Origin of the sequence: Priestia sp. P5 (genome assembly GCF_029522155.1) — a bacterium.
Taxonomy (GTDB): Bacteria; Bacillota; Bacilli; order Bacillales; family Bacillaceae_H; genus Priestia; species Priestia megaterium_E.
Genome location: NZ_JAKWFJ010000002.1, coordinates 665,263 through 688,016, shown reverse-complemented (window position 1 = coordinate 688,016; position 22,754 = coordinate 665,263). Strand labels below are relative to the sequence as shown.

Here is a 22,754-nt window from a genome sequence, read left to right as displayed (position 1 = left end):
AACGTGTACGGCGTTTCTTCTTGAATTGTCATCGTATACTATACCACATGTGTATAAATAATGCTATGTTTGTTGGCTTCTATCGCCTTTAGCTGCCTTATTTTTCTTTATATAAGAAAGCGCAATAAATAACAACGGAAAACAGACGCTTAGTACAAATAAATAAAACGGCCAGTAATATTTTTCAAAATAATTGAAGTACGCTGTATTGGGAATAATGTAATACGCCACGCCTGTAATAATTAGGCCTAAAGGAAAGCTTAAAAAATTGCGCACCCGTAAATTACACAATTGGACGATACTTAACTGAATAGCATAGAACACAATGACAACTTTAAAAAAGATAGATAACATCCAAATAATAGCTACTAATACTTCAACATGCTGAATCGTTGCACCCAACGAAATCATTTTCCCTAATAAATAAACTGGATAACTGTGCATCGATGCAATATTCGCGCCAAGAGCTAATATACAAGCCGCAACTGCAATCGTAATCGTCAAGCCCGATGCGACAGTGCCGATAACAAACATTTTTTTTACCTTTTTTCCACCTTTTACATGAGGCGTAATCATTAGAATAAAAATCAATTCCATAAACGGGTTTCCTAAAAAATAAGTGGTCCCTAATACTAAATCACCCATGCTGAATTCAAAAAAAGGATAAAGACGATCAATTTTCATCTGAGGAATATTTAAAACAATTAACAATAAAAAGGGGACCACAATCCACGGCAAAAAGATTTCCGCGGTTCTAGCTACCACTTCAATACCTAAATACCCTCCGTATATAACAGCTAAAAGAACAAGAGCATGAATCCACGTAGGCAGCGTTTCAGGGACAATTTGAGTCGTCATAAACGTACTGATGTCTCGAAGCGAAAACGTAGATTGAATGAACATGAAGAAAATGTAAATAAGAGAAATACACGTTCCGGCATAACGACCGAGCGCCTTTTTAGCTATTTGAATGAATGTTTGCTGAGGGTAACACTGAATCAGCCATAAAAGCACCGCAACGATTAAAAGTGCAAAGCCAATAGCAAGCACACCGCAAAACCACGCATTTTGTCTATTCGTCTCTAATAATGTAGCCGGAACTGCCAAGATGGCGCTTCCGATACAAAAAACATAAATTAGAAAAAGAAATTGTTTCGGACTAATATATTCTTTTATTTGCATCATACACACCTTCTCTCCTACATGCTTGCTCACGTGAATAACAGATGATGAACGGTTCTAGTAAGAGGCTTAATTAGTGCCTCTAAAAAGTACAGAGGCGTAGGAACTTCTTTACGGAGTGTAATCGCTCCCCAAAAGAATAGACCCAAACCTATGAGACAAAGGTAGACGACTATTTCACGGTAATACTTTTCCTTTCGGAAGTTGATCATGATTTTTTTAGTCAAATAAGCAAGCAGTACAAGTAAGGCGATAAATCCCTCCATTTTCTTTCTCCTTAATGCTTCATTTGCTTCATATATGAGTTATTTAGCGTGCCTAAGCGACGGATTTGAACTTTTGCATCTAAATCGACGGTTAAATCCTCTGCGTAAATTCTGTTCCAGTCTCTTTTCATTTTGTACCATCTTTTCACATCTTGTCTGTAAAACGCTTCGCCAAAACCAAAGATATCGCTTTTATAGGTTTTTTGAGCTTTTTCCACCGCGTCATTCATTTTTTCTTTTACGTCGGCTGCTGTTTTTCGTTCGAGCATATTGATTACAGCTGGGTCCTGTAAATTCACTTGACACTCTACATCAGCCACGTTCGCTTCTCCTTTTAAATCAACGTGAATATGAGGTTTATGATTTTTCATAGTAGCTGTCACCTTGACATTCGTTCGAAGCATTTCTACTCCGATGATATCATGCTGTTTTTCTTTTTTTTCGCATGGAATAACAATTAACGTACTTTTTACATTTCCTGTAATATAGTTATATCCTTTACTTTCGTCTTCATTGAACCAGCCGATAAGCTTATCATTTTGAAAGACACCCAATCCTTTGAAATTGAGCAGAGTGGAAAGATTGGTGCGAGAAATGCTAGACATATCTCCTGCATTTTTCACATTGCCTTTTAACAATACTCCTGATAACACCGCCTGCTTTCCTTCGCTGGTTAAATTGCTAATCAGTTCATTTAACTTTACTCCTCTAGTAGGTGCCCAAATACGCTGTGACACGTCTAATGAAGCAAACATATGGTTAGCTGGTATTTTTTCGATTGTTGTTAATACGTTCAGCACGCTCGATGCTTTCGTGTTTTTAGCAATAACAACAAAATAATCGGTACGCACTTCATGATCCCGAGCAAAGAAATCAAGCACTTCAGCGATACCGTCTTCCGCCATACTTTCGCTAATGACGAGCATTCGTAAATGAGAAAGATAAATTTTCCGCGGGGATTTTGTCGTTATTTTTCTTAACCCTTCCATTACAGACGAAGCCTTAATAGAAAATGTGGTAACAGAAGGCCCGTTTGTAGGGGTTTTGGCCTGAATATCACCAGGGTTAATCAGCTGAACTGTAACAATGATGCCATCTTCTGCTTTATCAATTCCGACAGCAACCGTAATGGCTAGTTCATTCAACTCTCGACTGCTCCAGCAGCCGCTTAATAGCAATGAACAGATACATAACATTAGAAATGCTTTCATAGTAAACGGCCACCTTTACACAGTTTAGTTTTTTTGCGTCTTTTGACGTGAAATATTCTTCTCGTTAATAAGCTTTGGCCTTGTTTTCATTTTTTTGATCGAACGTCTAATTAGAACATCCTTTTGATCACGCTTCACAAATGGAGCCATAGGTGTCATATAAGGGACTCCAAATGACCTTAAGCTGCATAAATGTAAAATCATTAAAATTAGCCCCAGAATAATACCGAATAAGCCAAAAGTAGCTGCTAAAACCATTAAAATAAAGCGCAGCATCCTTACTGCAATAGCCATATCATACACAGGTGACACAAAGTTACTAATAGCGGTGATGGATACAACGATAACCATTGCAGGTGAAACTAATCCCGCTTGTACGGCAGCTTCTCCTAAAACGAGTGCTCCCACAATCGAAATAGCTGAACCTACTGCTCGAGGCAATCGGACTCCTGCTTCTCGTAAAATTTCAAACGTGATTTCCATAATAAACGCTTCAATAATAGCAGGAAACGGAACACCTTCCCTTTGAGCTGCAATACTAATTAACAAAGCAAAAGGAAGCATCTCTTGATGAAAAGTAGTTAAAGCAATATAAGCGGAAGGTGTTAAAAGGGCTAAGAAAAATGCCATGTAGCGCATTAAGCGAATCAATGTACTAATATCTGCACGCTGGTAATAATCTTCGGCTGCTTGAAAAAATTGAATAAATAGGGCAGGGACCATTAATACAAAAGGTGTACCGTCTACTAAAATGGCTATTCGCCCCTCTAAAAGACCTGCTGCCACGGAGTCTGGACGCTCCGTGTTATGCATAGTAGGAAAAGGTGTATAATCTTCATCTTGAATCAACTCTTCTATGTATCCGCTCTCCAAAATACCGTCTATATCAATTTTAGAAAGACGCTCTTTTACCTCTTGAATGACCTGTTCATCCGCAATGCCGTCTATATAAATGAGCGCAATATCCGTTTTTGTAAACTCTCCTATTTGCTGAGATTCAATCCAAAGTTTTGGAGATTTTATTCGGCGCCGAATCAATGCGGTATTCGTTCGCAGTGTTTCTGTGAAACTGTCTCGAGGCCCTCTTACAACGGTCTGAGATTGTGGTTCAGAAACGGCTCTGTCTCTCCAGCCTCTTGTACTTGCGACAATACACGTTTGATACCCTTCTAAAAATAGCACGGTGTCTCCTGATAAAATATGAAGAAGAGCGTCATTCAATGTTTTTGCTTCGGTGATTTCACCCGCTGCCAAACTATAGCTTTTAATCAATTCGTACATATTAACGATGCCGTCATCATGTGTTAAATGTTCATCGTGATAGTGCATAATGGAGTCCAGCGCATAGTGTTCAACTTCGTCTTTATTTACTAATCCGTCGATGTAAGCAACGCCTAAAGTGAATTTTTCTTCAATCGAAATTCGAAACTCTCGCACAACTAAGTCCGTGCTCTGTCCCAGTGCTTTTTTCATGCGGGATAAATTATCTCCCACCCTCTCCGATAATTTCTGCTCTTCCTGTGTAGAAGAAGCACTAGTTTCCTTAGAGTCCTTCGATTCATCAGCTTTTTCTTTCCGCTGTTTGGATTTATTCGTTAACTCAGATAGTTTTTTTATACGCATTGCTCATCCTCCACTACATTGAACGAAAAGAAACGGAATTTCTTCTTTTTAGTCTTTATAGTTTTTGTATGAAAAGGAAATTTATACTTGAAGCCATTTTAATAATCTTTATTTTTGACATCATTTGTGCATTTCTATAGGATAGTAATGGATAATTCTTTGTTATTATGAAGAATGTTTATGCAGAATATTGAAAGGAGTCTATACATGGCACAATCACTTAAAGGCAAAGTAGCTCTTATTACAGGAGCAGGAAAAGGCATCGGTCGTTCAACTGCGGTTGAATTAGCAAAAGAAGGCGTAAATATCGGTTTAATTGCTCGTACAGAGGCAGATTTAAAGGCTGTTGCTTCTGAACTAGAAGCATTTGATGTACACGTTGCTTATGCAACAGCAGATGTTTCTTCTATGGAAGAAGTAAACGCAGCAGTTGAGCATCTACATACAAAATTAGGGGCAACGGATATCTTAATCAACAATGCAGGAATCGGTAAATTCGGAAGCTTTTTAGAGCTAGACCCAGCTGAGTGGAAACAAATCATTGATGTGAATTTAATGGGCGTTTACTACGTAACGCGCGCCGTTCTACCTCAATTAATCGAAAAAAACGGTGGAGACATCATCAATATTTCATCCACTGCTGGTCAAAAAGGCGCTCCCGTTACAAGTGCTTACAGTGCTTCAAAATTTGGCGTGCTCGGCTTAACTGAATCTCTAGCGCTAGAAGTACGCAAACACAATATTCGTGTAACAGCGCTAACACCAAGTACAGTAGCAACGGAATTAGCATATAAAGAAAACTTAACGGATGGCAATCCTGATAAAGTGATGCAGCCTGAAGACCTAGCAGAAATTATGGTAGCACAATTAAAACTGCATCCGCGTATTTTTATCAAATCTGCGGGCATGTGGTCCACAAATCCATAAACAAACATAGAAAAAGGAGAGCTTCAGCTCTCCTTTTTTGTGTCTTCCTTTATATGATGGTTACCTTATTTACGTTTAGGCGTGATTTCTTCTGATAGTTCTTCAAAAGATTTTACTTTTCCATGCGATGGGTTTTGTGATTGTTTTCGTACATTCCACTGACGCTCTTTTTGACTTTTAGACTGAGTCATTTTGCTTCATCCCCTTTTTATATGCTTACATGTAGTAGGATAAAACAAGCTGCTCTTTTCCATTCATCAAAACTGCTTCCAATTTCTTTACTGCTTAGCTAAATGTATTTTAAACCATTTATCAATTTCCGCGTTATATTGATCATAATAAGCAGTTAGGGGATGGTCTCCGTTTTTGTACAGTACATATTTGTATTCTTTTCCCTGCTCATCTAATTGTTTCAAAAGCTTTTCAGCCTGCGTGTGGTGAACTTTACGATCATGATCACCCTGTAAAATCAAAAGAGGTGAATTTACTTTATCGCTCCAATAGACAACAGAACGACTTTTATACCTCTCTGGATACTGCGCCGGATCTCCTACAATCGTCCGCAGCACTTGTTTCATTTCAGGCCCTCTTTGATCATAGAATTGAAACATGTCTGTAATACCTGATTGTACGACAACTGCATCAAATTTAACGCCGTTTTTCATCGTTAAATACGTCATCATGCCGCCGCGTGAATATCCTAGCGCTACCTTTTGCTGGTGATTTACATAAGGAAGCTGTTCTCCCCACTTAATAAGATTTAATACGTCGTCAATATCTTTACCGCCGTACGTCTCTGTACCTTCACTTCCGCCATTTCCCCTGTATTGAGTCGCAACCACGACGTAGCCTTTACTTGCCCAATATGATAAGTACTGCAGTGTTTTTGCGCGAATCATGCCATGTTCGCGATTTCCTCCGCGATTATATACTAAAAGCGGATAATGTTTGTCTGCAATGTCTTTAGGCTGTACTAAAAACCCTTTTATCTTTAAATTATCACTAGGATACGTAATGCTATATACATCTACTTTATTTGAATAAGGCGATAATAAATTCAATTTTTCTTTATTTACATCATCACTTTCAGCTCGGTTAAAAACCGCTGTCACACCGAGCACAGCTACAGTGATTAATGCAATGATGCCCCATTTTTTCAACAGAAACCCTCTCCTCAATAAATATCTTTTCTCTTTTATAATGAGTGTTTTCATTTGGCTTTACCCTTCTTAAATGTTTGCTAAAAAGGGCATTCATCCCATCGCCAATACAGCTTATTTATCATAACGCAAAACCCAAATTTCTTCATCTGTAAAGAAATAAGAATTCATACGAATACATGAACAAGAAAGACGTATAGTAAATTGTATTATTAAATTATAGATTTGAAAAGTGGAATAATACTTTTTTTGTCGTTTTTTACCTGTCCTTTTTCAAAAAGAAAAAAGCCCAGTTAAGACTGAGCTTTTTTCTTGGCAATACCAATGCCTGTATATGCTAAAATAACCGAAAAGATCGGACATAAAATGCTAAAGAATGTAAATGGAACGTAGTCAGCTGCTGGAATATTTAATGCTGTTGAAATAAAAGCACCGCTGACACCCCACGGAATAATAGCATTAATAACCGTTCCTCCGTCTTCAAGCGTTCGTGATAAGTTTTTTGGGTCTAAGTTCCACTTTTCATAGAGCGGCTTAAACGTTTGCCCAGGCAGAAGAATCGATAAATACTGTTCTCCTGTAATAACGTTCACTCCAATTGAAGATAGAAGCGTAGCAAAAATAACGTCTCCGCTGCGGCGGATTTGTTTTGCTAATCCTTCTAATAAAGCATCAATAATTCCAATCGCTCTCATCAAGCCACCTAGCGACAAGGCAATCATGATAAGAGAAATAGAAAACATCATGGACTGTAATCCGCCTTTATTTACAATCGCATCGACTACTTTATTTCCTGACTCTACTGCCGGCCCGCTTTGAAGAACGCCTAGCAATTGACTCAGCGTAAATTCATGCTGTGTAATCATTCCTGTAATAATGGCGGTTACAATCCCTAAAACTAACGTTGGCAATACATCGACTCTTCTCATGGAAAAAACAAGAACTAAAAGTGGAGAAAGCAACGTTAACACGTGTAAATTAAACGTATGTTTTAATGCGTCTTGAATTCCTTGAATTTCCCCGTAATTGACGCTTTCCTGATTTCCGTTGATTCCGATTACCAGTGCAATGATTGCTGTAATGACAATACTTGGAACCGTCGTCCACGTAATGTGCTGAATATGTTTAGGAAGCGGGACTTCAACGATACCAGAAGCAAAATTTGTTGTATCAGACAATGGAGACATCTTATCTCCAAACACAGCTCCTGAAACAATCATCCCCGCTGCTAGACCTGGATGTACACCAATAGCAGTTCCTACGCCAAATAAAGCAACCCCTACCGTACTGACGGTTGTTAATGAACTTCCCGTGAATGTTGAAACTAATACGGTAATAACCAAAGCACTAATTAAAAAGTACTGCGGTGAAATCCAGTGAAAGCCGTAGGATAAAATCGTCGGTATCGTTCCTCCTACCATCCAAATCGCAATAAGCATCCCGATCAGCATTAAAATAAGGATAGGCTTAATGCCCAGTCTAACACCGTCTAAAATCCCTTTTTCCATTTCTGTCCACTTATATTTCAACAAAAAGCCAATCACACTAATAAATGCTACACCAAATATCAGCGGAATATGAGGCGGCAGCTTTAACATAAATAATGAAACAAAAATAATAGCTAATAGCACCAAAACCACCGCTATTGATTGTATAAATGAAATTTCTTTTTTCATGAGGTATTCCCTTTCTATCTTTCTTTTTCACTTAAACGCTTTTATGCTTTTACGCAGTTAAGTGCAAACCTTCTTGAGTATAATTTTTATCCTTCTTGCTGTCAATAACTTATTTTATCCAACGGTAAGCTCTGCACTCATTTTGTCCACTTTTCTTCTTATTAATATTTGTTCTCTATCTAAGCAAATCATTTTACAAAATGCTTCTAATGTTTTTACATATATAAAACGGGTACACACAAAACACACGTTTTTTTAATGTACTACCTTTTGTACATAAGAGAAGAACTTCCCTCAAAAATTTCTTAAGCAAAAGACTTGAAAGTCAAAAAAGGTCAAAGTATAATGGAATTACGAAAGGTCAAGAAAGGTCAAACACCTACTGATCTTCGATTAAAATCATTTAGGGAGGCTAATTAAATGATTTGTCAAAACTGTAATAAACGTGAAGCATCTATTCAATTAAATGTACAAACAAATAACCAAAAATCTCAATATCGTTTATGTCATACATGTTATCAAGCACTAATGAAAGAACATAAAATCCCATCGGGTTTTGGAGGTGGCGGCTTTATGAACATCGATGATTTATTCAAGCAAATGGCTCACGAACAAGCTGCACCGGAACAGCCGCAGCAAGGAAATGGCGGCGGAAGCTTTTTAGATCAATTTGGTCGAAACTTAACTCAAATTGCGAAAACGGGATTAATTGACCCTGTTATTGGCCGCGAAGAAGAAGTAGAGCGTGTCATTGAAATTTTAAATAGAAGAAACAAAAACAACCCGGTGCTAATCGGAGAACCCGGTGTTGGTAAAACAGCTGTAGTCGAAGGTTTAGCTTTAAAAATTGCGGAAGGAAAAGTTCCTGCCAAGCTGTTAAATAAAGATGTATATCTGTTAGATGTAGCATCTCTCGTAGCTAATACGGGCGTGCGCGGTCAATTTGAAGAGCGCATGAAACAGTTAATTTCTGAGCTTCAACAGCGAAAAAACGTAATTTTATTTATCGATGAAATTCACCTTCTTGTAGGAGCCGGTTCAGCGGAAGGTTCAATGGACGCAAGCAATATTTTAAAACCAGCTCTTGCACGAGGCGAACTTCAAGTAGTCGGAGCTACAACTTTAAAAGAGTACCGTTCCATTGAAAAAGACGCGGCTCTTGAACGACGCTTCCAGCCGGTTATGGTTCACGAACCGTCTGTAGAAGAAGCCGTTGAAATTCTAAAAGGAATTCAAAGTAAATATGAAGATTATCACGGCGTTAGCTATACAGATGAAGCGATCCGCGCTTGTGTAAATTTATCACACCGCTACATTCAAGATCGCTTCTTGCCTGATAAAGCAATTGACTTGCTAGATGAAGCGGGTTCAAAAATGAACTTACAGGCAGGCATTACAAATAAAGACGACGCGGCCGCTCGCTTAAAAGAAATTACAAAAGAAAAAGAGCAGGCGCTAAAGGATGAAAAATATGAAGTAGCGGCAAAACTGCGCGATGAAGAAGCTGCTCTTGAAAAACAACTAAACGAAGAACAGCAAAAAATGAATGTGGATATTGCTGACATTCAAGCAATTATTGAAAAGAAAACGGGTATCCCTGTTGGTAAACTTCAAGAAAATGAATCAGCAAAAATGAAGCATTTAGCAGAGCACTTAGCTCAAAAAGTAATCGGACAGCAGGAAGCTGTAGAAAAAGTAGCAAAAGCGATTCGACGTTCTCGTGCTGGATTAAAAGCGAAGCATCGCCCAATTGGTTCATTCTTATTTGTCGGCCCAACAGGTGTCGGTAAAACAGAGTTAACCAAAACATTAGCTGAAGAACTGTTCGGCTCAAAAGATGCTATGGTTCGTCTAGATATGAGTGAATATATGGAAAAACACGCGGTGTCTAAATTAATCGGTTCACCTCCTGGCTACGTAGGTCACGAAGAGGCAGGACAATTAACAGAGAAAGTACGCCGTAATCCTTATTCCATCATCTTACTAGATGAAATTGAAAAAGCTCATCCAGACGTTCAGCATATGTTTCTGCAAATTCTAGAAGACGGACGTCTAACAGATAGTCAAGGTCGCACAGTAAGCTTTAAAGACACAGTTATCATTATGACAAGTAACGCTGGTATAGGTGAAAAGAAAATTACGGTTGGGTTTGACGCAGAAAATGACGCACTTAAACAGGCATCCGTTTTAGATTCACTTTCATCTTATTTCAAACCAGAGTTTTTAAATCGATTTGATACAATCATTGAATTTAATCATCTTGAAAAAGACAACTTGATTAAAATCGTGGACCTTATGCTTGCTGAATTAAAAGAAACATTACAAGAACAAAATATCACGCTGAGCGTAGCAGCTGAAGTAAAAGAAAAACTGGCTGAACTTGGCTATCACCCTGCATTCGGTGCTAGACCGCTCCGCCGAGCAATTCAAGAACAGCTTGAAGATCGAATTACAGACTTACTTTTAGATGACGCAGACGTATCGACAGTGAACGTAACGTTAAATGAAGCAAGCGAAATCATCGTACAAAACTAATAGAAAAAGCGACTCTACTTGAGTCGCTTTTTTTATAGAAATACTTACGTTTATTTACTTTCATCTGTTTTTTCGTCAGCACTATCCGTTGATTCTTCTTGATCATCAGCTGCTTCATCCCCAGATGAATCATCTGCTTCGTCTTGCTTCATTGTTTCCTGTGAATCATCTGTAGTTGTATCCTCCGCTTGAGTATCATCCGACTGTTCTGTTTGCTGTTCTGTGGCATCTTTTTCATCTGTTTGTGAGTTGCATGCTGTGATTAACATAATTGCTAGAAGTGATCCAAATAACTTGACTAATAAACTTTTGTTCATTTTACCGTCTCCTTTCGAATCATCTGAGCCTCTATGTAGTCACCATTCATATGGCTCTACTGGGAGTATAGCCTATCCAATTAGAAAAAAGTTCACTTTTACAAGGTTATCACAAAAGCTTTACATCCCCTTCATTTCGTTCATATTCCCCTTATATTTCCTTAATAGTTTATGACCAGCTACATTCTAGATCTATCTTCCTTGGTCTAAGTGCTCAATTCGGCTATTCACACAGTTGTAACTATGCTAATATGAGTGATATATCACTATATCGTGCGACTAGCTGACTATAAAGTTATTCTCCTATAAAATTATTCACCATTTAAGAAAGGGATTTTTTATGGAATCACACAACCTCATAAAAAAACGGAATTTTATTCTTTTACTTATTTTTTGGCTGCTATATCTTGTCCACATCGTGTTATATCACTTTATTGCAGCTGATCCTCATATGATTGTTTTTATAAGCGGAGGAATTTTATTATTGGTAGTGACGGCTATGTACTACTTTCGTTTTCATCCGGCTATCATTATGTATTCTTTTTTTATATGCTATTATGCCTATATTGCGTACATAACATCTATTGAACCTGCTGTTATTAATTATTTGTTTTTGTTTCTTGGAATAATTGTTAGCTTTATTTACTATAGCTATATCGCTATTGTAACCTCTACATTAATGTCCATAATAATTGTTTTGTACTTTTATGTAAGCAACACTCTTTTTACATCTGTGACTTTCGTGAAATTAGATATCGTTTATTTCATTTTGTTTACGCTGATCACAATGATTATTTTGTTGTATTGTGCTCATTTCTCTAAAAAATTGATTGCTATTACGACGGTCAAAATGAACAAAACCGAAGATGAACTTTACTCAGCTCAAGAGTATTTACAATCTTTTTTCACATACAATCGCGACGCCATTTCCGTGTTCAGTCTAGACGGCAAAGTGATTAAAGTAAACGATGCTTTTGAGCAAATATACGGATGGAAAGCGGAAGAAATTGTCGGAAAAGCCATTCCATTCATTCCTGCTGGCTTAAAAGGCGACGCTGAAAGCCGATTAGAAAGGGTTAAAAAAGGAGAAAAGCTGGTAGCCTTTGAAACCCAAGATAAGCGAAAAGACGGAAAAATAATTGATGTAGAAATCACTGTTTCACCTATTTTTAATCGTGATCAGCAAGTCGTTGCGCTTTTTGGTATTTCACGCGATCTTACAGAAGAAAAGGAAACAGAAAAATTTCTTCGCCAAACCGATAAGTTATCTTTAGCGGGCGAAATGGCAGCGGGAATCGCTCATGAAATTCGAAATCCGCTTACTTCTTTGAATGGATTTATTCAGCTTATTCATGAAGACAGCAGCCGCTATCATTCTTATACAACCATCATGCTGAGTGAACTGAATCGTATTAACTCAATCGTTGGAGAATTTTTATTGCTCGCTAAACCTCATGATACGGTTATGAAAAAGCATGCATTCTCTACTATTTTAAATGACGTTATCCTTCTGTATGAATCAGAATGTGTATTAAAAAATGTCATAGTTAAAACGCAGGTGGAAGCCCCGCATACATACATCTGCTGTGATGCAAATCAAATTAAGCAAGTACTCATTAATTTATTAAAAAATGCGCTCGAAGCTATGCCTAGCGGAGGAGAAATCCATTTAAACGTTACTCAGCATACTAAAGACCTTACTATTTTCATTAAAGATACAGGAGTCGGCATTCCTTCACATTTGCTTACGCACATTCAAAAGCCCTTTTTTACCACGAAGCCCTCAGGCACCGGTCTTGGACTTGTTGTGATTAAAAACATTTTGTATCAGCATAAAGGAACATTTGAGATTAAAAGCACTGTTGGCGAAGGAACCAGCGTTACCCTTATGATTCCTCTATGGAAAGAAGGAACATGTCAATAAAAAAAGCCGCGAACGCGGCTTTTTTTTATAGCTTTTTATCATCAATACTATTTAAATAGTTTTCAATTTCATCTACCACAGACTGCACGCAGCCCTCTTCGAATGGAGAAATCAAATTCGCTTCCTCTACTAATTCTAAAAACGGCTTACTTCCCCCAAGCTTACACAAATGAACGTAATCTTGCCATGCTTGTTCATGATTTTCTCGATCTTTTTTCCAAAATTGAAATGCACAAATTTGAGCGAGGGTGTAATCAATATAATAAAACGGAGACGTGTAAATATGAAGCTGGCGCTGCCAGAAGCCCCCGCTTTCTAGATAGTGATGGCCGTCATAGTTTTTAGAAGGCATATATTTCTTTTCAATTTCTCGCCACGTTTGTTTTCGTTCCGAAGGCGTCATCTCAGGGCGTTCGTATACAGCATGCTGAAATTCATCTACCGCTACCCCGTAAGGCAAGAAAGTTAAGCCTGAGCTTAAGTGAGAAAACTGGTATTTATCTTTGTCTTCTTTAAAGAACAACTCCATCCAAGGCCATGTAAAATACTCCATGCTCATCGAATGAATTTCAGCTCCTTCATGCGTAGGCCAGTGATACTCATTGGTTTCCATATCTCGGCTGGAATACACTTGAAAAGCATGCCCTGCTTCATGCGTTAACACATCGATATCGCCTGATGTTCCATTAAAATTTGAAAAAATAAACGGCGCTTTGTATTCTTCAATAAACGTACAGTAGCCTCCGCCTGCTTTGCCCTTTTTAGCGACTAAATCCATCAAATTATTTTCAAGCATAAAGGAAAAAAATTCGTCCGTCTCTTTAGAAAGCTCCTTATACATAACCCGTCCATTTTCAATAATCCACTTTTCATCACCTTTTGGCACTGCGTTTCCTGTTTCAAACTGAAACGGTTCATCATAATAAGTTAAGCTCTCTACTTGAATTCTTTCCTGCTGACGCTTTTTTAGTTTTTCAGTAAGGGGAACAATATACTCTTTTACTTGTTTGCGAAAAGCGGCAACCATTTCAGCATCATAGCCTATTCTAGACATACGAGCATAGCCCACTTCTACGAAATTTTTATAGCCTAATTTTTCAGAAAGCTTGGTCCTTACTTTTACAAGTTTGTCGTAAATATCATCAAATTCCTCTTCGTGATCGGTGAAAAATTGAAACTTCGCTTCTGCTGCTTTTTTTCTCATTTCTCGATCAGGTGACTCCATAAACGGATCGAGCTGAGCTAACGTTCTTTCTTCTCCTTCAAATACAATTTTAGCTGATGCCACTAGTTTCGTATATTGAGATGATAGCTTATTTTCTTCCTGCAGCTCTTTTACTATTTCAGGAGAGAACGTTTTTAACTGCATTTCAGCAAGAGAAAACAGCTGCTTTCCCCACTTTTCTTCTAGTTTCTCTTTAAAAGGCGAAGAGATTAAGGCTTTGTAAAATTTCTCTACATATCCTTCTAAAAGCGGCTGTGTTTCATCAAAATAGTCTTGTTCTTCTTTATAAAATTCATTCGCTGTGTCGATAGAATGACGAATATAGCAGATGTTCCCCATTGTACTGTACTGAGAATACGCATCGTTTGCTAGACGAATTGCCTCATTTTGCTGACTGACTGACGCTGCTTCCGTAAAATGTGTAATGGCCTTTTCAAACTGCTTTTCAATTTCATTCATATCAGGTCGCGTATATGTATAATTCTCAAATCTCATCATTTGTTCCCCTTCCTCTATTGTCTGTATGTAACCTAATTCGTTTTTATCCAGCTGTATTCCTGTTAATTTCAATTTTTTGTCACTTTTTATTTTTTATGTCGATTGGTCATGAAAGAAGTCATAGAAAAAACTCGTTTGTTCAACAGAAACAAACGAGCTTTCCTTAATTAATTAGTCGATTCCGGCAAAAATTCATCTGCATAGTGCCCTAGTTTCTTAAGCAGCGAAATGGCAACTTCCTTTTCTTCGCTAGATAAAACGGATAAAATATCATGAATTCTTTTTTCGTGACTCGGAAACATGCTTTCAATCATTTCCTTGCCTTGCTTGGTGATAGCTGCATAGGTTACGCGACGATCGTTCGGACAAGCAACGCGCTCTAAGAAGCCTTTTTTCTCAAGCTTGTCTACTACATACGTAATACTGCCGCTTGCCAACAGAATTTTTCCGCCAATTTGCTGAAGAGGCTGCTGGCCTTTGTGGTACAATAACTCTAGGACAGCAAATTCGGTTGGATTCATTCCATGCTGTTGAATAAATTTATGCACATGATCATTAATTGAACGATTGGCACGAGATAGTACAATAAATAATTTAAGAGATTGGTCTAACTCTTCTCTAGTTACATCATTCGTCATTTTAATCAGTTCCTTTAATATTATCTTGATATCAAGATAATACTAAAATTTCCCTTCAAAGTCAATCAAAGCAGGCTTATTTCATCGGTTATTCTCTCCGCTTGTACAATTTTTTTGATAAAAAATGTATATAAGTGGATTTATACATATGCTTTTAATACAATAAACATATGACCATTACATAAAAAGGTGAATGATTATGAAACCAACCCATTTATTATTTAATTCCGCGATTGGTTCACAAAAGCCTGAAACAATCGTTAACCGGCAAAATCCCTGTCCATTTTGTGACGTTGAATCTCTCACAGGCATCATTGAAAAACAAGGACCTATCATTTGGCTGAAAAATAAATTTCCTGTTCTGCAAGATGCTTATCAAACGGTTATTATTGAGACCGATGAATGTTCTTCAGAACTGTCTATTTATCCAAAAGAACATCTGTACACCTTGCTGAGCTTCGCTACTGAACGATGGATATCGATGATGAACAGCGGTGAATATGCTTCTGTTCTTTTCTTCAAAAACCATGGACCTATGTCCGGAGGATCGTTACGGCATCCTCATATGCAAATTATTGGTTTAAATGAGATGGATGTAAATGAAAACGTGAAGCTAGAGCAGTTTGAAGGAGTCACAATTGCCAAAAATGAACACGTCACATTTAATTTATCTGTAAAACCTAGAATGGGCTTTTTTGAATTTAACGTGATAACGGATCAGCTTGACAAAGAGCTGCACGCATTTGCAGATTATCTTCAAACGGCTGCTCACTATTTATTAAATCATTTTCATCGTAGCTGCACGAGCTACAACTTATTTTTTTATAATCTTAAAAACGGCAAAATTGCGGCGAAAATCATTCCTCGCTTTGCCACATCTCCTTTGTATGTAGGATATGGCATTCCTCAAGTTTCCAATAAGCTTGAGCATATTGCTAACCAAGTTCAGGAGCTGTACTTTACCTAAAAAGTTGAACCTTCACTGGTTCAACTTTTTTGTAAGGTTATTGCATAAAGCTATTCATTTTTAAAATAGTCATGCTCATAGAAACCAAAAAAACATACACTAAAAGAACGATGTGAATTGAGGATAAAAAGAAGAATACGTAAAAGGAGACGGTTTATGACTGAGGTACTAATTGGAAGCATTCTTTCTGCGCTATCGACTGGAGTAGGCGCTTTGCCTATTCTGTTTTTGAATCAAGAACTCACTCATCGCTGGAAAGATATACTTCTTGCGCTCACTGCAGGTATTATGACAGCTGCTTCTACTATGAGCTTGATTCCAGAATCTCTTCAAAGCGGCGGATTTTTTGCCTTAGCAATTGGCTTACTGCTTGGAGTTGTAACATTAACACTCTTGGAGCAGAATATTCCTCACATTGATCTTGAGCATTCTAAAACCGGCATTCAGTTTGATGAAAAAGCGCTTTTAATTGTTTCCGCTATTACTTTACACAACCTTCCTGAAGGATTGTCTGTTGGTGTTAGCTACGCTTCAAATGTTGAAAATACAGGGAACTTAATTGCCCTCGCAATCGGTCTTCAAAATGCACCTGAAGGACTGTTGGTCGCGCTATTTTTAGCTCAGCAAAATATTAGTAAAATAAAAGCATTTTTAATTGCGACCCTTACAGGCTCCGTTGAAATTGTAACGTCTTTACTCGGGTTTTATTTAACTAATTTTGTTGATTCTCTCGTTTCATATGGATTAGCTTTTGCTGCTGGAGCCATGCTTTTTATTATTTATAAAGAGTTGATTCCAGAAAGTCACGGCGATGGAAACGAAAGATTTGCCACTTATTCGTTTATTTTTGGTATTTTGTTTATGATTTTTTTAATTAACATTTTTTAAAGCTGAAGAGAGGCCACGGGCAGCGTAATTGTTTTACTGCCCGATCCCGAATGCTTGTCCTGCATTACAGCTTTGAAAAAGATAAAAAACGGCTAATCAGTGTGGCAAACGATGTCTTTTCTTCCTCTTCTTTTAAACGCTGCTTTTGATAAACGAGTAAGAGCTGATCAAGCTCTTGACTACAGGTAACGGTTTCTTCATTAGTCAGACCTTTTTCTTCTCCGAGCTGCACCATCTTTTGTCTTTTTTGGACGATTTCCACTAATAATCTCTCTGATTTCGTTCTATTTCTCACTCCAAACACAAAATCCTCTCCTATGACAAAGAAATTAGCTTATAACGCATTATTACAAATTCTACTAAATATGTAAATAGAGTCGCAATAATAGACATTTTTTTCGCGAAAAAATTATTTTGTCGGAATTTACAAACGCTTACATTACTATAGGAATACCGTTTATCTTTTTTTTACAAGTTGTTTTTCGACAAAAGATGCTGCTTGTCGAATAAAAAAGTCACCGTCTTTTGTAAGACGGTGACTTTTTTATTCGGCTTTCTGGGCAGCAATTTGTACAGCATCCCATACCGTAGCAAAAGGAGGAGCATACGAAAGATCTAGCATGGTTATTTCATCTGTTGTGAGGCGGCAAGTAATAGCTGTCGCAAATACATCGATTCGTTTTGCTACTCCTTTTTTACCAATCATTTGAACCCCCAAAATCTCTTTTGTTTCAGGATGATAAACAAGTTTTATCACAATCTTTTCAGCTCCTGGATAGTAAGAAGCATGACTCGGAGCTTTGGCTGTGATGGCTTTGTATAAAAGAGAATTTTCTCTTGCTTCTCTTTCCGAAATGCCGGTTTTTCCAATTTCATAGTCCATCACTTTGACAATACTTGTACCTACAACACCCGGAAATTCTCTATTTTCTCCCCCTAATCGGTAGCCAAGAACCCTTCCCTGCTTATTGGCAATGGTTCCAAGAGCAATATGAACATCTTTTTTTAATACGCGGTGATAGCTCGTTGCACAATCTCCTGCTGCGTAGATATGAGGCACGTTGGTTTCCAACTTCTCGTTTACTAAAATAGCTCCATTTTCAAGCATTCTTAGTCCGTTTCTTTCTAAGAATTGCGTATTCGGACGAACTCCTACATTTACAATCACCAAATCCGTTTGGTACGTTTGACGGTTTGTTTGAACGTGAGTGACGAAACCATCTGAATGCAGCAATGCTTCCACTTCTTCTTCGAAATGAAATAAAACATCGTCATCTAGCTGCTTTTGTAAATGCTCTGCCATTTCTTGATCTAAAATGGATAGAATCTGCTTTCCCTGTTCAATAACCCGTACTTCTTTTCCCAAAGCCTTCATTGCTTCAGCTGCTTCCATTCCGACATACCCTCCGCCGATAATGGTGACTTTCTCTACGGAGTGAGCCTGCAGATATGTATAGATTCTTTCGCTGTCTTCTAGTGACTTTAATGTGCATACATTCGGCATGTTATCACTCATAAAATTGGGTTTAACAGCAGTTGTTCCAGTTGCAATGATGAGTTCATCATATGTTATCTCTTTTTCAGCGTGCGTTTTTACATCTTGTGCTACTATGTATTTTTTTGTATGGTTTACTTCTTTAACTTCGTGAAAAAGATGGACGGAGATATTTCGCTCTTCAAACTCTTGTTTCGTCCGAGCAATCAAATCGTCTTTTTCTTTTACAACACCTGATAGATAGTAAGGCATGCCACATGCGCTGTAAGAGATATCTCCACCTTTTTCAAACACAAGGATTTCCACTTCTTCTTTTTCTTTCATCCGGCGAAGCTGTGAAGCTGCGCTCATTCCGGCGGCTACTCCTCCTATAATGACGACACGTTTCATCTATACTCCCTCTTTCTACATAAATAATAGATTATACTATTGTTTTTCCTTATTCTTCCCGATTTCAAACGAAAAAAAACGGCTGTTTACACAGCCGTAGATGTTTGTTTCGAGCGGTAATACGTTAAAGCCAAGGCTCCTGCCAATACAGCTCCTTTAATAATATCTTGCATATAATACGGAACATTTAGCATCGTTAACCCATTTAACAGCACACCAATTAAAATAGAGCCAATCAGCGTCCCGAATACATTCGGTTTCCCTGCTCCAAATACGGAAAAGCCAATGTATGTAGCAGCTACGGCATCCATTAAAAATGGTGAGCCTGCGTTCACTTCTCCTACTCCAATACGGGCAGCTAAAACGACTCCTCCAATTCCAGCAAGCAAACCTGAAAACATATAGGCATACATACGGTAACGATTAACCGGTACACCCGAAAGTCTTGCTGCTTCTATGTTACCTCCTGTTACGTAGAAAAAACGCCCAAACTTCGTATAGGAAAAAACGATATGAACAAGCAGCACAGTCAGCATCATAATGATAACAGGAACGGGAATACCTAGAAAGTGACCTTGTCCCAGTGCAAGGAAAGAAGGAATAAAAATTCCCGGAGCTCTGTCTCCGCTTGGTAGAGGCATATTGGTATAAATAGCTGAGCCTTTTGTATACGTTAATAAAATCCCTTGTACGATGAACATCATGGAAAGAGTGGCTAAAATATCAGGAATCTTTACTTTCACTACTAAAAAAGCATTTACTAACCCGATAAGAAGCGATGCAATAATCGGAACAATAATAGCAACTGCAATTTCTTGTCTGTGTAAAACAAGCATAGAGGCTGATAAAATAGTGGCTAGCCCAGCCGTAGACCCTACAGATAAATCGAGTCCATTGACGGTTAACGATATCGTCACACCAAGCGCTATTAAGGTAACAATGGAAATAGAACGCAGGATATCACTAATGTTTTCTCCTGTTAAAAAGTTAGGTGTGGCAATGGAGAAAATAATCATAATAACAAAAATCATTAAGACTGTCCCATATTTATAAAAAAAGTCGAAAACGCTTATTTTTCTCTTTGATTTCGCTACAGGTTCTGTTACATACTCCGCACTCATCCTTTTACTCCTCCTGCTGTATAATAAAATAATTTTTCGCTAGTTGCTTCTTCTTTGGATAATTCTTTCACGATTTTTCCGTTGTACATAATATAAATTCGATCCGCTACCCCTAGCAGCTCCTCGAATTCACAGGTTGCATAAACAATACCTTTTTTCTGTGACACAAGATTTGTAATTAAGTCGAATATCTCTCGCTTAGAGCCGACATCAACTCCTTTAGTTGGTTCATCAAACAACAGTACGTCAGAGTCCGTAACAAGCCATTTTCCGATTGCTACTTTCTGCTGATTTCCGCCGCTTAACGTTCCAACTGACTGCTCGATAGAATGAGACTTTACGCCAACTTGCCCAGTCGTTTTCTGCGCTTTTTCTTTGATCTTTCCTTGCTTTAGAAACGAATAATTTGTAAAGCGGGACAGACTTGGCAAAACTAAGTTATCGGCAATCGATTCATGAACAAAAATTCCTTCTTTTCTTCGTTCTTCAGGAACAAGAGACAGACCTTGTGCAATATAATAATACGGCTGCTTATTCAACTTTAGTTTCTTGCCTTTTAACCGAACGCTGCCGCTGACATATTGCTCTAAACCAAATAGACTTCGGCAAAGCTCCGTTTTCCCCGCTCCTACAAGCCCTGCAATACCGACTACCTCTCCTTCTTTTACATGAAAAGAGATATTCGAAAGGCGCCCTGGAAGAGATAATACTTCTACATGTAAAAGTTCGTTTCCAACTTCTACTGATTTTTTGACCCACTGTTTTACAGAAGACGTTCCTAACATGAGCGTAATCACGTCTTCAATTGATGTATGTGCAGTTTCTTTTGTAGCTACATAGCGTCCGTCCTTTAAAACTGTTAAGCGGTCGCAAATATCAACCACTTCTTGAAGGCGATGTGAAATGTAAATAATGCCTACTCCGCTTTTCTTCAGCTCTCTCATCACAGAAAACAATTGTTTCGTCTCTTCCACACTAAGAGGTGCGGTTGGTTCATCCAAAATTAAATAATCAACGTTCTGTACAATTGCACGTGCAATAAGCACCTGCTGTTTTTCTGATAGAGTTAGATCAACGACATTTTTTTTAACGGATAGAGAAGAACCAAGTAAAGAAAGAGCTTCTTCCGCTTTCTTATAAATAGATTTCCAGTTTACAAATGCCTTACTTTTATTAGAAGCCTGCACGTCTAGCACGATGTTTTCAGCTACTGACAGCGAAGGAATCAGCGCTACATCCACTTCTTGATGCACAATTCCAATTCCGTGGCGCTTAGCTTCTTTAGGAGAAGAAATAGAGATTTCTCCTCCGTCTTTATAGATTTTTCCTTCGTACTCGTCGTAAGCTCCGCACAATATTTTCATCAGCGTACTTTTACCGGCACCATTGGCTCCCAATAAAGCATGAATTTCCCCTTTTTGAACAGTAAAATCAACTTTGTTCAGCGCTTGAAAAGAACCAAAGTTTTTTGTAATGTTCTTCATTGAAAGCTCGTTCGTCATGTCTGTCCCTCCACTTCTACTCTTTTTTGCCCCATTCTTCTACGTACTGACTAAGCTGATCCATATTAATCGTTTGATTAGGCAAGTCAGTTTGTTTGACTAAAACCGGATCAAAGGAATAGTAGCGAGGGATCTCTTGACCGGAAATCTTTTTAAGAAGCAGATCAACTTGCTTTTCTCCTACTGAAGCTGGATTTACGGCAGCTGACGCTTTCCACGGGCTGTTTTTTGCCTGCATCATTTGCAGATCTTCATCAGATAAGTCTACTCCGTACACTTTAATCTCGTCTCGTCCTGCTTCTTTAATAGCTCTTGTGACTCCTTTTGCAAATTCGTCCCAAGGCGCCCAAACGGCCGCAATGTCTCCTTTATTTGGATACTGCTTCAACACAGCTGCCATTTTATTTTGCGTGTCTAGAGAAGTATTGTCCGTTGCGCTTCCGAACGTGGCAATTTGTTTTACATCTGGATAGCGATTCATCATAATTTTATAAATGCTGTCGCGTTTTTCCATCGGTGCAAAGCCTCCAACAAATGCATATACAATATTTCCTTTTCCATTAATGTCCTGCATCATTTGTTTCAGACCCTGCAGCGCAAGCATATAATCGTCTTGATCAATGGTTGTAACGCCTTCTGCTTTTAATTCTACATCGGTTGCAATAACGGGAATTCCTTTTGCAATCGCGCGCTTCACGCCAGGTTCAAGGGTTTCAGCCCGGCCGTGGTCAATCATAATGCCGTCAACATTTTGGTTAATAGCCGTGTCTAAATAAGCCGCCATTTTAGATTGATCATTGTTTGAATCAGAAACGGATAGCTGTACTCCTTCTTTTTTAGCCGCTTTTGTCACACCTGTTATGTACTGAGCAGCGTGAGTGCCTGATGTAAATTCAGAAATAAGCGCAATTTTTGTATCTTTCGTAATCTTTTTTCCTTCTTGCTGTACAGGCTTAGCAGAAGCCGCTTGCGGCGCTGGAGCTGCCTGTGTTTTCTCGTTTAGACTTGGCTGTTCTTTCGTGCAGGCAGCCAGTGCAAAAACTAGAAGCACGAGCAAAGTAAGTGGCCACAGCATTTTTTTACTCTTTTTCATGGTGTTCCTCCCATTAAACTTATTATTCATATAAAAATAGTTAGTTTTATAATAATCCAAAGAATACCCCGCTTTTAGATGTAAAAGCGGGGTGATCATGACCTATGCTTTACAAG

20 protein-coding genes are annotated in these 22,754 nt (G+C 38.2%); 5 read left to right on the top strand and 15 right to left on the bottom strand.

Going from position 1 to position 22,754, the window contains the following annotated elements; translation table 11 throughout:
* Positions 1–63: 63 nt before the first annotated feature.
* The 4 genes from MMB69_RS20235 to MMB69_RS20220 are packed head-to-tail and all read right to left on the bottom strand — an operon-like array spanning position 64 to position 4,282.
* Entirely contained in the window at positions 64–1,185 is a 1,122-nt protein-coding gene (locus MMB69_RS20235) for a GerAB/ArcD/ProY family transporter (RefSeq protein ID WP_221785711.1), read from the bottom strand.
* A 26-nt stretch (positions 1,186–1,211) separates the two neighbouring features.
* The gene (locus MMB69_RS20230) at positions 1,212–1,448 is read right to left on the bottom strand and encodes a hypothetical protein (protein WP_013055980.1); all 237 of its coding nucleotides are present in this window, start codon (positions 1,446–1,448) and stop codon (positions 1,212–1,214) included.
* Positions 1,449–1,459: 11 nt separating this feature from the next.
* Positions 1,460–2,659: a Ger(x)C family spore germination protein gene (locus MMB69_RS20225; RefSeq protein ID WP_221785712.1), complete on the bottom strand. Its 1,200-nt coding sequence runs from the start codon at positions 2,657–2,659 to the stop codon at positions 1,460–1,462.
* Between the two features lie 24 nt (positions 2,660–2,683).
* Positions 2,684–4,282, bottom strand: a complete 1,599-nt coding sequence (locus MMB69_RS20220; RefSeq protein ID WP_221785713.1) for a spore germination protein — start codon at positions 4,280–4,282, stop codon at positions 2,684–2,686.
* A gap of 207 nt (positions 4,283–4,489) precedes the next feature.
* On the opposite strand from MMB69_RS20220, the gene MMB69_RS20215 reads away from it, so the two are divergent.
* On the top strand, positions 4,490–5,209 hold the full coding sequence (locus tag MMB69_RS20215) for a 3-ketoacyl-ACP reductase (RefSeq protein ID WP_277448347.1): 720 nt from the start codon (positions 4,490–4,492) through the stop codon (positions 5,207–5,209).
* A gap of 65 nt (positions 5,210–5,274) precedes the next feature.
* On the opposite strand, the gene MMB69_RS20210 is transcribed toward MMB69_RS20215, so the two are convergent.
* The 3 genes from MMB69_RS20210 to nhaC all read right to left on the bottom strand — a co-directional run bounded on the left by MMB69_RS20210 (position 5,275) and on the right by nhaC (position 8,045).
* Positions 5,275–5,400, bottom strand: a complete 126-nt coding sequence (locus MMB69_RS20210; protein ID WP_013082238.1) for a DUF6254 family protein — start codon at positions 5,398–5,400, stop codon at positions 5,275–5,277.
* 87 nt (positions 5,401–5,487) lie between these two features.
* Complete coding sequence (locus MMB69_RS20205; protein ID WP_277448346.1) at positions 5,488–6,369, bottom strand: alpha/beta hydrolase family protein; 882 nt, start codon at positions 6,367–6,369, stop codon at positions 5,488–5,490.
* Positions 6,370–6,662: 293 nt separating this feature from the next.
* A complete protein-coding gene (gene nhaC, locus MMB69_RS20200; protein ID WP_264409003.1) occupies positions 6,663–8,045 on the bottom strand; it encodes a Na+/H+ antiporter NhaC in 1,383 nt (460 codons plus the stop codon).
* A 420-nt stretch (positions 8,046–8,465) separates the two neighbouring features.
* Between nhaC and MMB69_RS20195 the strand changes: the two genes are divergently transcribed.
* Positions 8,466–10,580, top strand: coding sequence for an ATP-dependent Clp protease ATP-binding subunit (locus MMB69_RS20195; protein WP_277448345.1), 2,115 nt, complete (start codon positions 8,466–8,468; stop codon positions 10,578–10,580).
* Positions 10,581–10,630: 50 nt separating this feature from the next.
* Here MMB69_RS20195 and MMB69_RS20190 read toward each other — a convergent pair whose 3' ends face one another.
* Positions 10,631–10,897, bottom strand: coding sequence for a hypothetical protein (locus tag MMB69_RS20190; RefSeq protein WP_013055972.1), 267 nt, complete (start codon positions 10,895–10,897; stop codon positions 10,631–10,633).
* A 340-nt stretch (positions 10,898–11,237) separates the two neighbouring features.
* On the opposite strand from MMB69_RS20190, the gene MMB69_RS20185 reads away from it, so the two are divergent.
* Positions 11,238–12,821, top strand: a complete 1,584-nt coding sequence (locus MMB69_RS20185; protein ID WP_277448344.1) for a PAS domain S-box protein — start codon at positions 11,238–11,240, stop codon at positions 12,819–12,821.
* Positions 12,822–12,846: 25 nt separating this feature from the next.
* Here MMB69_RS20185 and MMB69_RS20180 read toward each other — a convergent pair whose 3' ends face one another.
* A complete protein-coding gene (locus MMB69_RS20180) occupies positions 12,847–14,541 on the bottom strand; it encodes a M3 family oligoendopeptidase (RefSeq protein WP_277448422.1) in 1,695 nt (564 codons plus the stop codon).
* A 170-nt stretch (positions 14,542–14,711) separates the two neighbouring features.
* Positions 14,712–15,182 carry a MarR family winged helix-turn-helix transcriptional regulator gene (locus tag MMB69_RS20175; RefSeq protein WP_221782364.1) on the bottom strand — a complete coding sequence of 157 codons (471 nt, stop codon included), beginning with the start codon at positions 15,180–15,182 and terminating at the stop codon, positions 14,712–14,714.
* A gap of 199 nt (positions 15,183–15,381) precedes the next feature.
* Here MMB69_RS20175 and MMB69_RS20170 point away from each other — a divergent pair, with 199 nt between their 5' ends.
* Together MMB69_RS20170 and MMB69_RS20165 are read left to right on the top strand one after the other, a co-directional pair.
* Positions 15,382–16,149, top strand: coding sequence for a DUF4931 domain-containing protein (locus tag MMB69_RS20170; protein WP_025749436.1), 768 nt, complete (start codon positions 15,382–15,384; stop codon positions 16,147–16,149).
* Positions 16,150–16,305: 156 nt separating this feature from the next.
* A complete protein-coding gene (locus MMB69_RS20165; protein ID WP_221782362.1) occupies positions 16,306–17,037 on the top strand; it encodes a ZIP family metal transporter in 732 nt (243 codons plus the stop codon).
* A 64-nt stretch (positions 17,038–17,101) separates the two neighbouring features.
* Here the strand turns inward: MMB69_RS20165 and MMB69_RS20160 are convergent, their stop codons facing one another.
* The 5 genes from MMB69_RS20160 to MMB69_RS20140 form a co-directional block, all read right to left on the bottom strand.
* Complete coding sequence (locus MMB69_RS20160; protein WP_013082228.1) at positions 17,102–17,341, bottom strand: aspartyl-phosphate phosphatase Spo0E family protein; 240 nt, start codon at positions 17,339–17,341, stop codon at positions 17,102–17,104.
* A gap of 240 nt (positions 17,342–17,581) precedes the next feature.
* The gene (locus tag MMB69_RS20155; protein ID WP_277448342.1) at positions 17,582–18,922 is read right to left on the bottom strand and encodes a CoA-disulfide reductase; all 1,341 of its coding nucleotides are present in this window, start codon (positions 18,920–18,922) and stop codon (positions 17,582–17,584) included.
* Between the two features lie 86 nt (positions 18,923–19,008).
* The gene (locus MMB69_RS20150) at positions 19,009–20,043 is read right to left on the bottom strand and encodes an ABC transporter permease (RefSeq protein ID WP_277448341.1); all 1,035 of its coding nucleotides are present in this window, start codon (positions 20,041–20,043) and stop codon (positions 19,009–19,011) included.
* On the bottom strand, positions 20,040–21,545 hold the full coding sequence (locus tag MMB69_RS20145) for a sugar ABC transporter ATP-binding protein (protein ID WP_277448339.1): 1,506 nt from the start codon (positions 21,543–21,545) through the stop codon (positions 20,040–20,042). Before MMB69_RS20145 ends, MMB69_RS20150 begins: the two co-directional genes overlap by 4 nt.
* A 16-nt stretch (positions 21,546–21,561) precedes the next feature.
* Complete coding sequence (locus tag MMB69_RS20140) at positions 21,562–22,638, bottom strand: sugar ABC transporter substrate-binding protein (RefSeq protein WP_277448338.1); 1,077 nt, start codon at positions 22,636–22,638, stop codon at positions 21,562–21,564.
* Between the last annotated feature and the right edge of the window lie 116 nt (positions 22,639–22,754).

What these genes read in the sequence shown, in the direction of transcription:
- MMB69_RS20235 (WP_221785711.1), bottom strand. Translation starts at nt 1,185, where the DNA reads ATGATGCAAATAAAAGAATATATTAGTCCGAAACAATTTCTTTTTCTA.
- MMB69_RS20230 (WP_013055980.1), bottom strand. Translation starts at nt 1,448, where the DNA reads ATGGAGGGATTTATCGCCTTACTTGTACTGCTTGCTTATTTGACTAAA.
- MMB69_RS20225 (WP_221785712.1), bottom strand. Translation starts at nt 2,659, where the DNA reads ATGAAAGCATTTCTAATGTTATGTATCTGTTCATTGCTATTAAGCGGC.
- MMB69_RS20220 (WP_221785713.1), bottom strand. Translation starts at nt 4,282, where the DNA reads ATGCGTATAAAAAAACTATCTGAGTTAACGAATAAATCCAAACAGCGG.
- MMB69_RS20215 (WP_277448347.1), top strand. Translation starts at nt 4,490, where the DNA reads ATGGCACAATCACTTAAAGGCAAAGTAGCTCTTATTACAGGAGCAGGA.
- MMB69_RS20210 (WP_013082238.1), bottom strand. Translation starts at nt 5,400, where the DNA reads ATGACTCAGTCTAAAAGTCAAAAAGAGCGTCAGTGGAATGTACGAAAA.
- nhaC (WP_264409003.1), bottom strand. Translation starts at nt 8,045, where the DNA reads ATGAAAAAAGAAATTTCATTTATACAATCAATAGCGGTGGTTTTGGTG.
- MMB69_RS20195 (WP_277448345.1), top strand. Translation starts at nt 8,466, where the DNA reads ATGATTTGTCAAAACTGTAATAAACGTGAAGCATCTATTCAATTAAAT.
- MMB69_RS20190 (WP_013055972.1), bottom strand. Translation starts at nt 10,897, where the DNA reads ATGAACAAAAGTTTATTAGTCAAGTTATTTGGATCACTTCTAGCAATT.
- MMB69_RS20185 (WP_277448344.1), top strand. Translation starts at nt 11,238, where the DNA reads ATGGAATCACACAACCTCATAAAAAAACGGAATTTTATTCTTTTACTT.
- MMB69_RS20180 (WP_277448422.1), bottom strand. Translation starts at nt 14,541, where the DNA reads ATGAGATTTGAGAATTATACATATACGCGACCTGATATGAATGAAATT.
- MMB69_RS20175 (WP_221782364.1), bottom strand. Translation starts at nt 15,182, where the DNA reads ATGACGAATGATGTAACTAGAGAAGAGTTAGACCAATCTCTTAAATTA.
- MMB69_RS20170 (WP_025749436.1), top strand. Translation starts at nt 15,382, where the DNA reads ATGAAACCAACCCATTTATTATTTAATTCCGCGATTGGTTCACAAAAG.
- MMB69_RS20165 (WP_221782362.1), top strand. Translation starts at nt 16,306, where the DNA reads ATGACTGAGGTACTAATTGGAAGCATTCTTTCTGCGCTATCGACTGGA.
- MMB69_RS20155 (WP_277448342.1), bottom strand. Translation starts at nt 18,922, where the DNA reads ATGAAACGTGTCGTCATTATAGGAGGAGTAGCCGCCGGAATGAGCGCA.
- MMB69_RS20150 (WP_277448341.1), bottom strand. Translation starts at nt 20,043, where the DNA reads ATGAGTGCGGAGTATGTAACAGAACCTGTAGCGAAATCAAAGAGAAAA.
- MMB69_RS20145 (WP_277448339.1), bottom strand. Translation starts at nt 21,545, where the DNA reads ATGACGAACGAGCTTTCAATGAAGAACATTACAAAAAACTTTGGTTCT.
- MMB69_RS20140 (WP_277448338.1), bottom strand. Translation starts at nt 22,638, where the DNA reads ATGAAAAAGAGTAAAAAAATGCTGTGGCCACTTACTTTGCTCGTGCTT.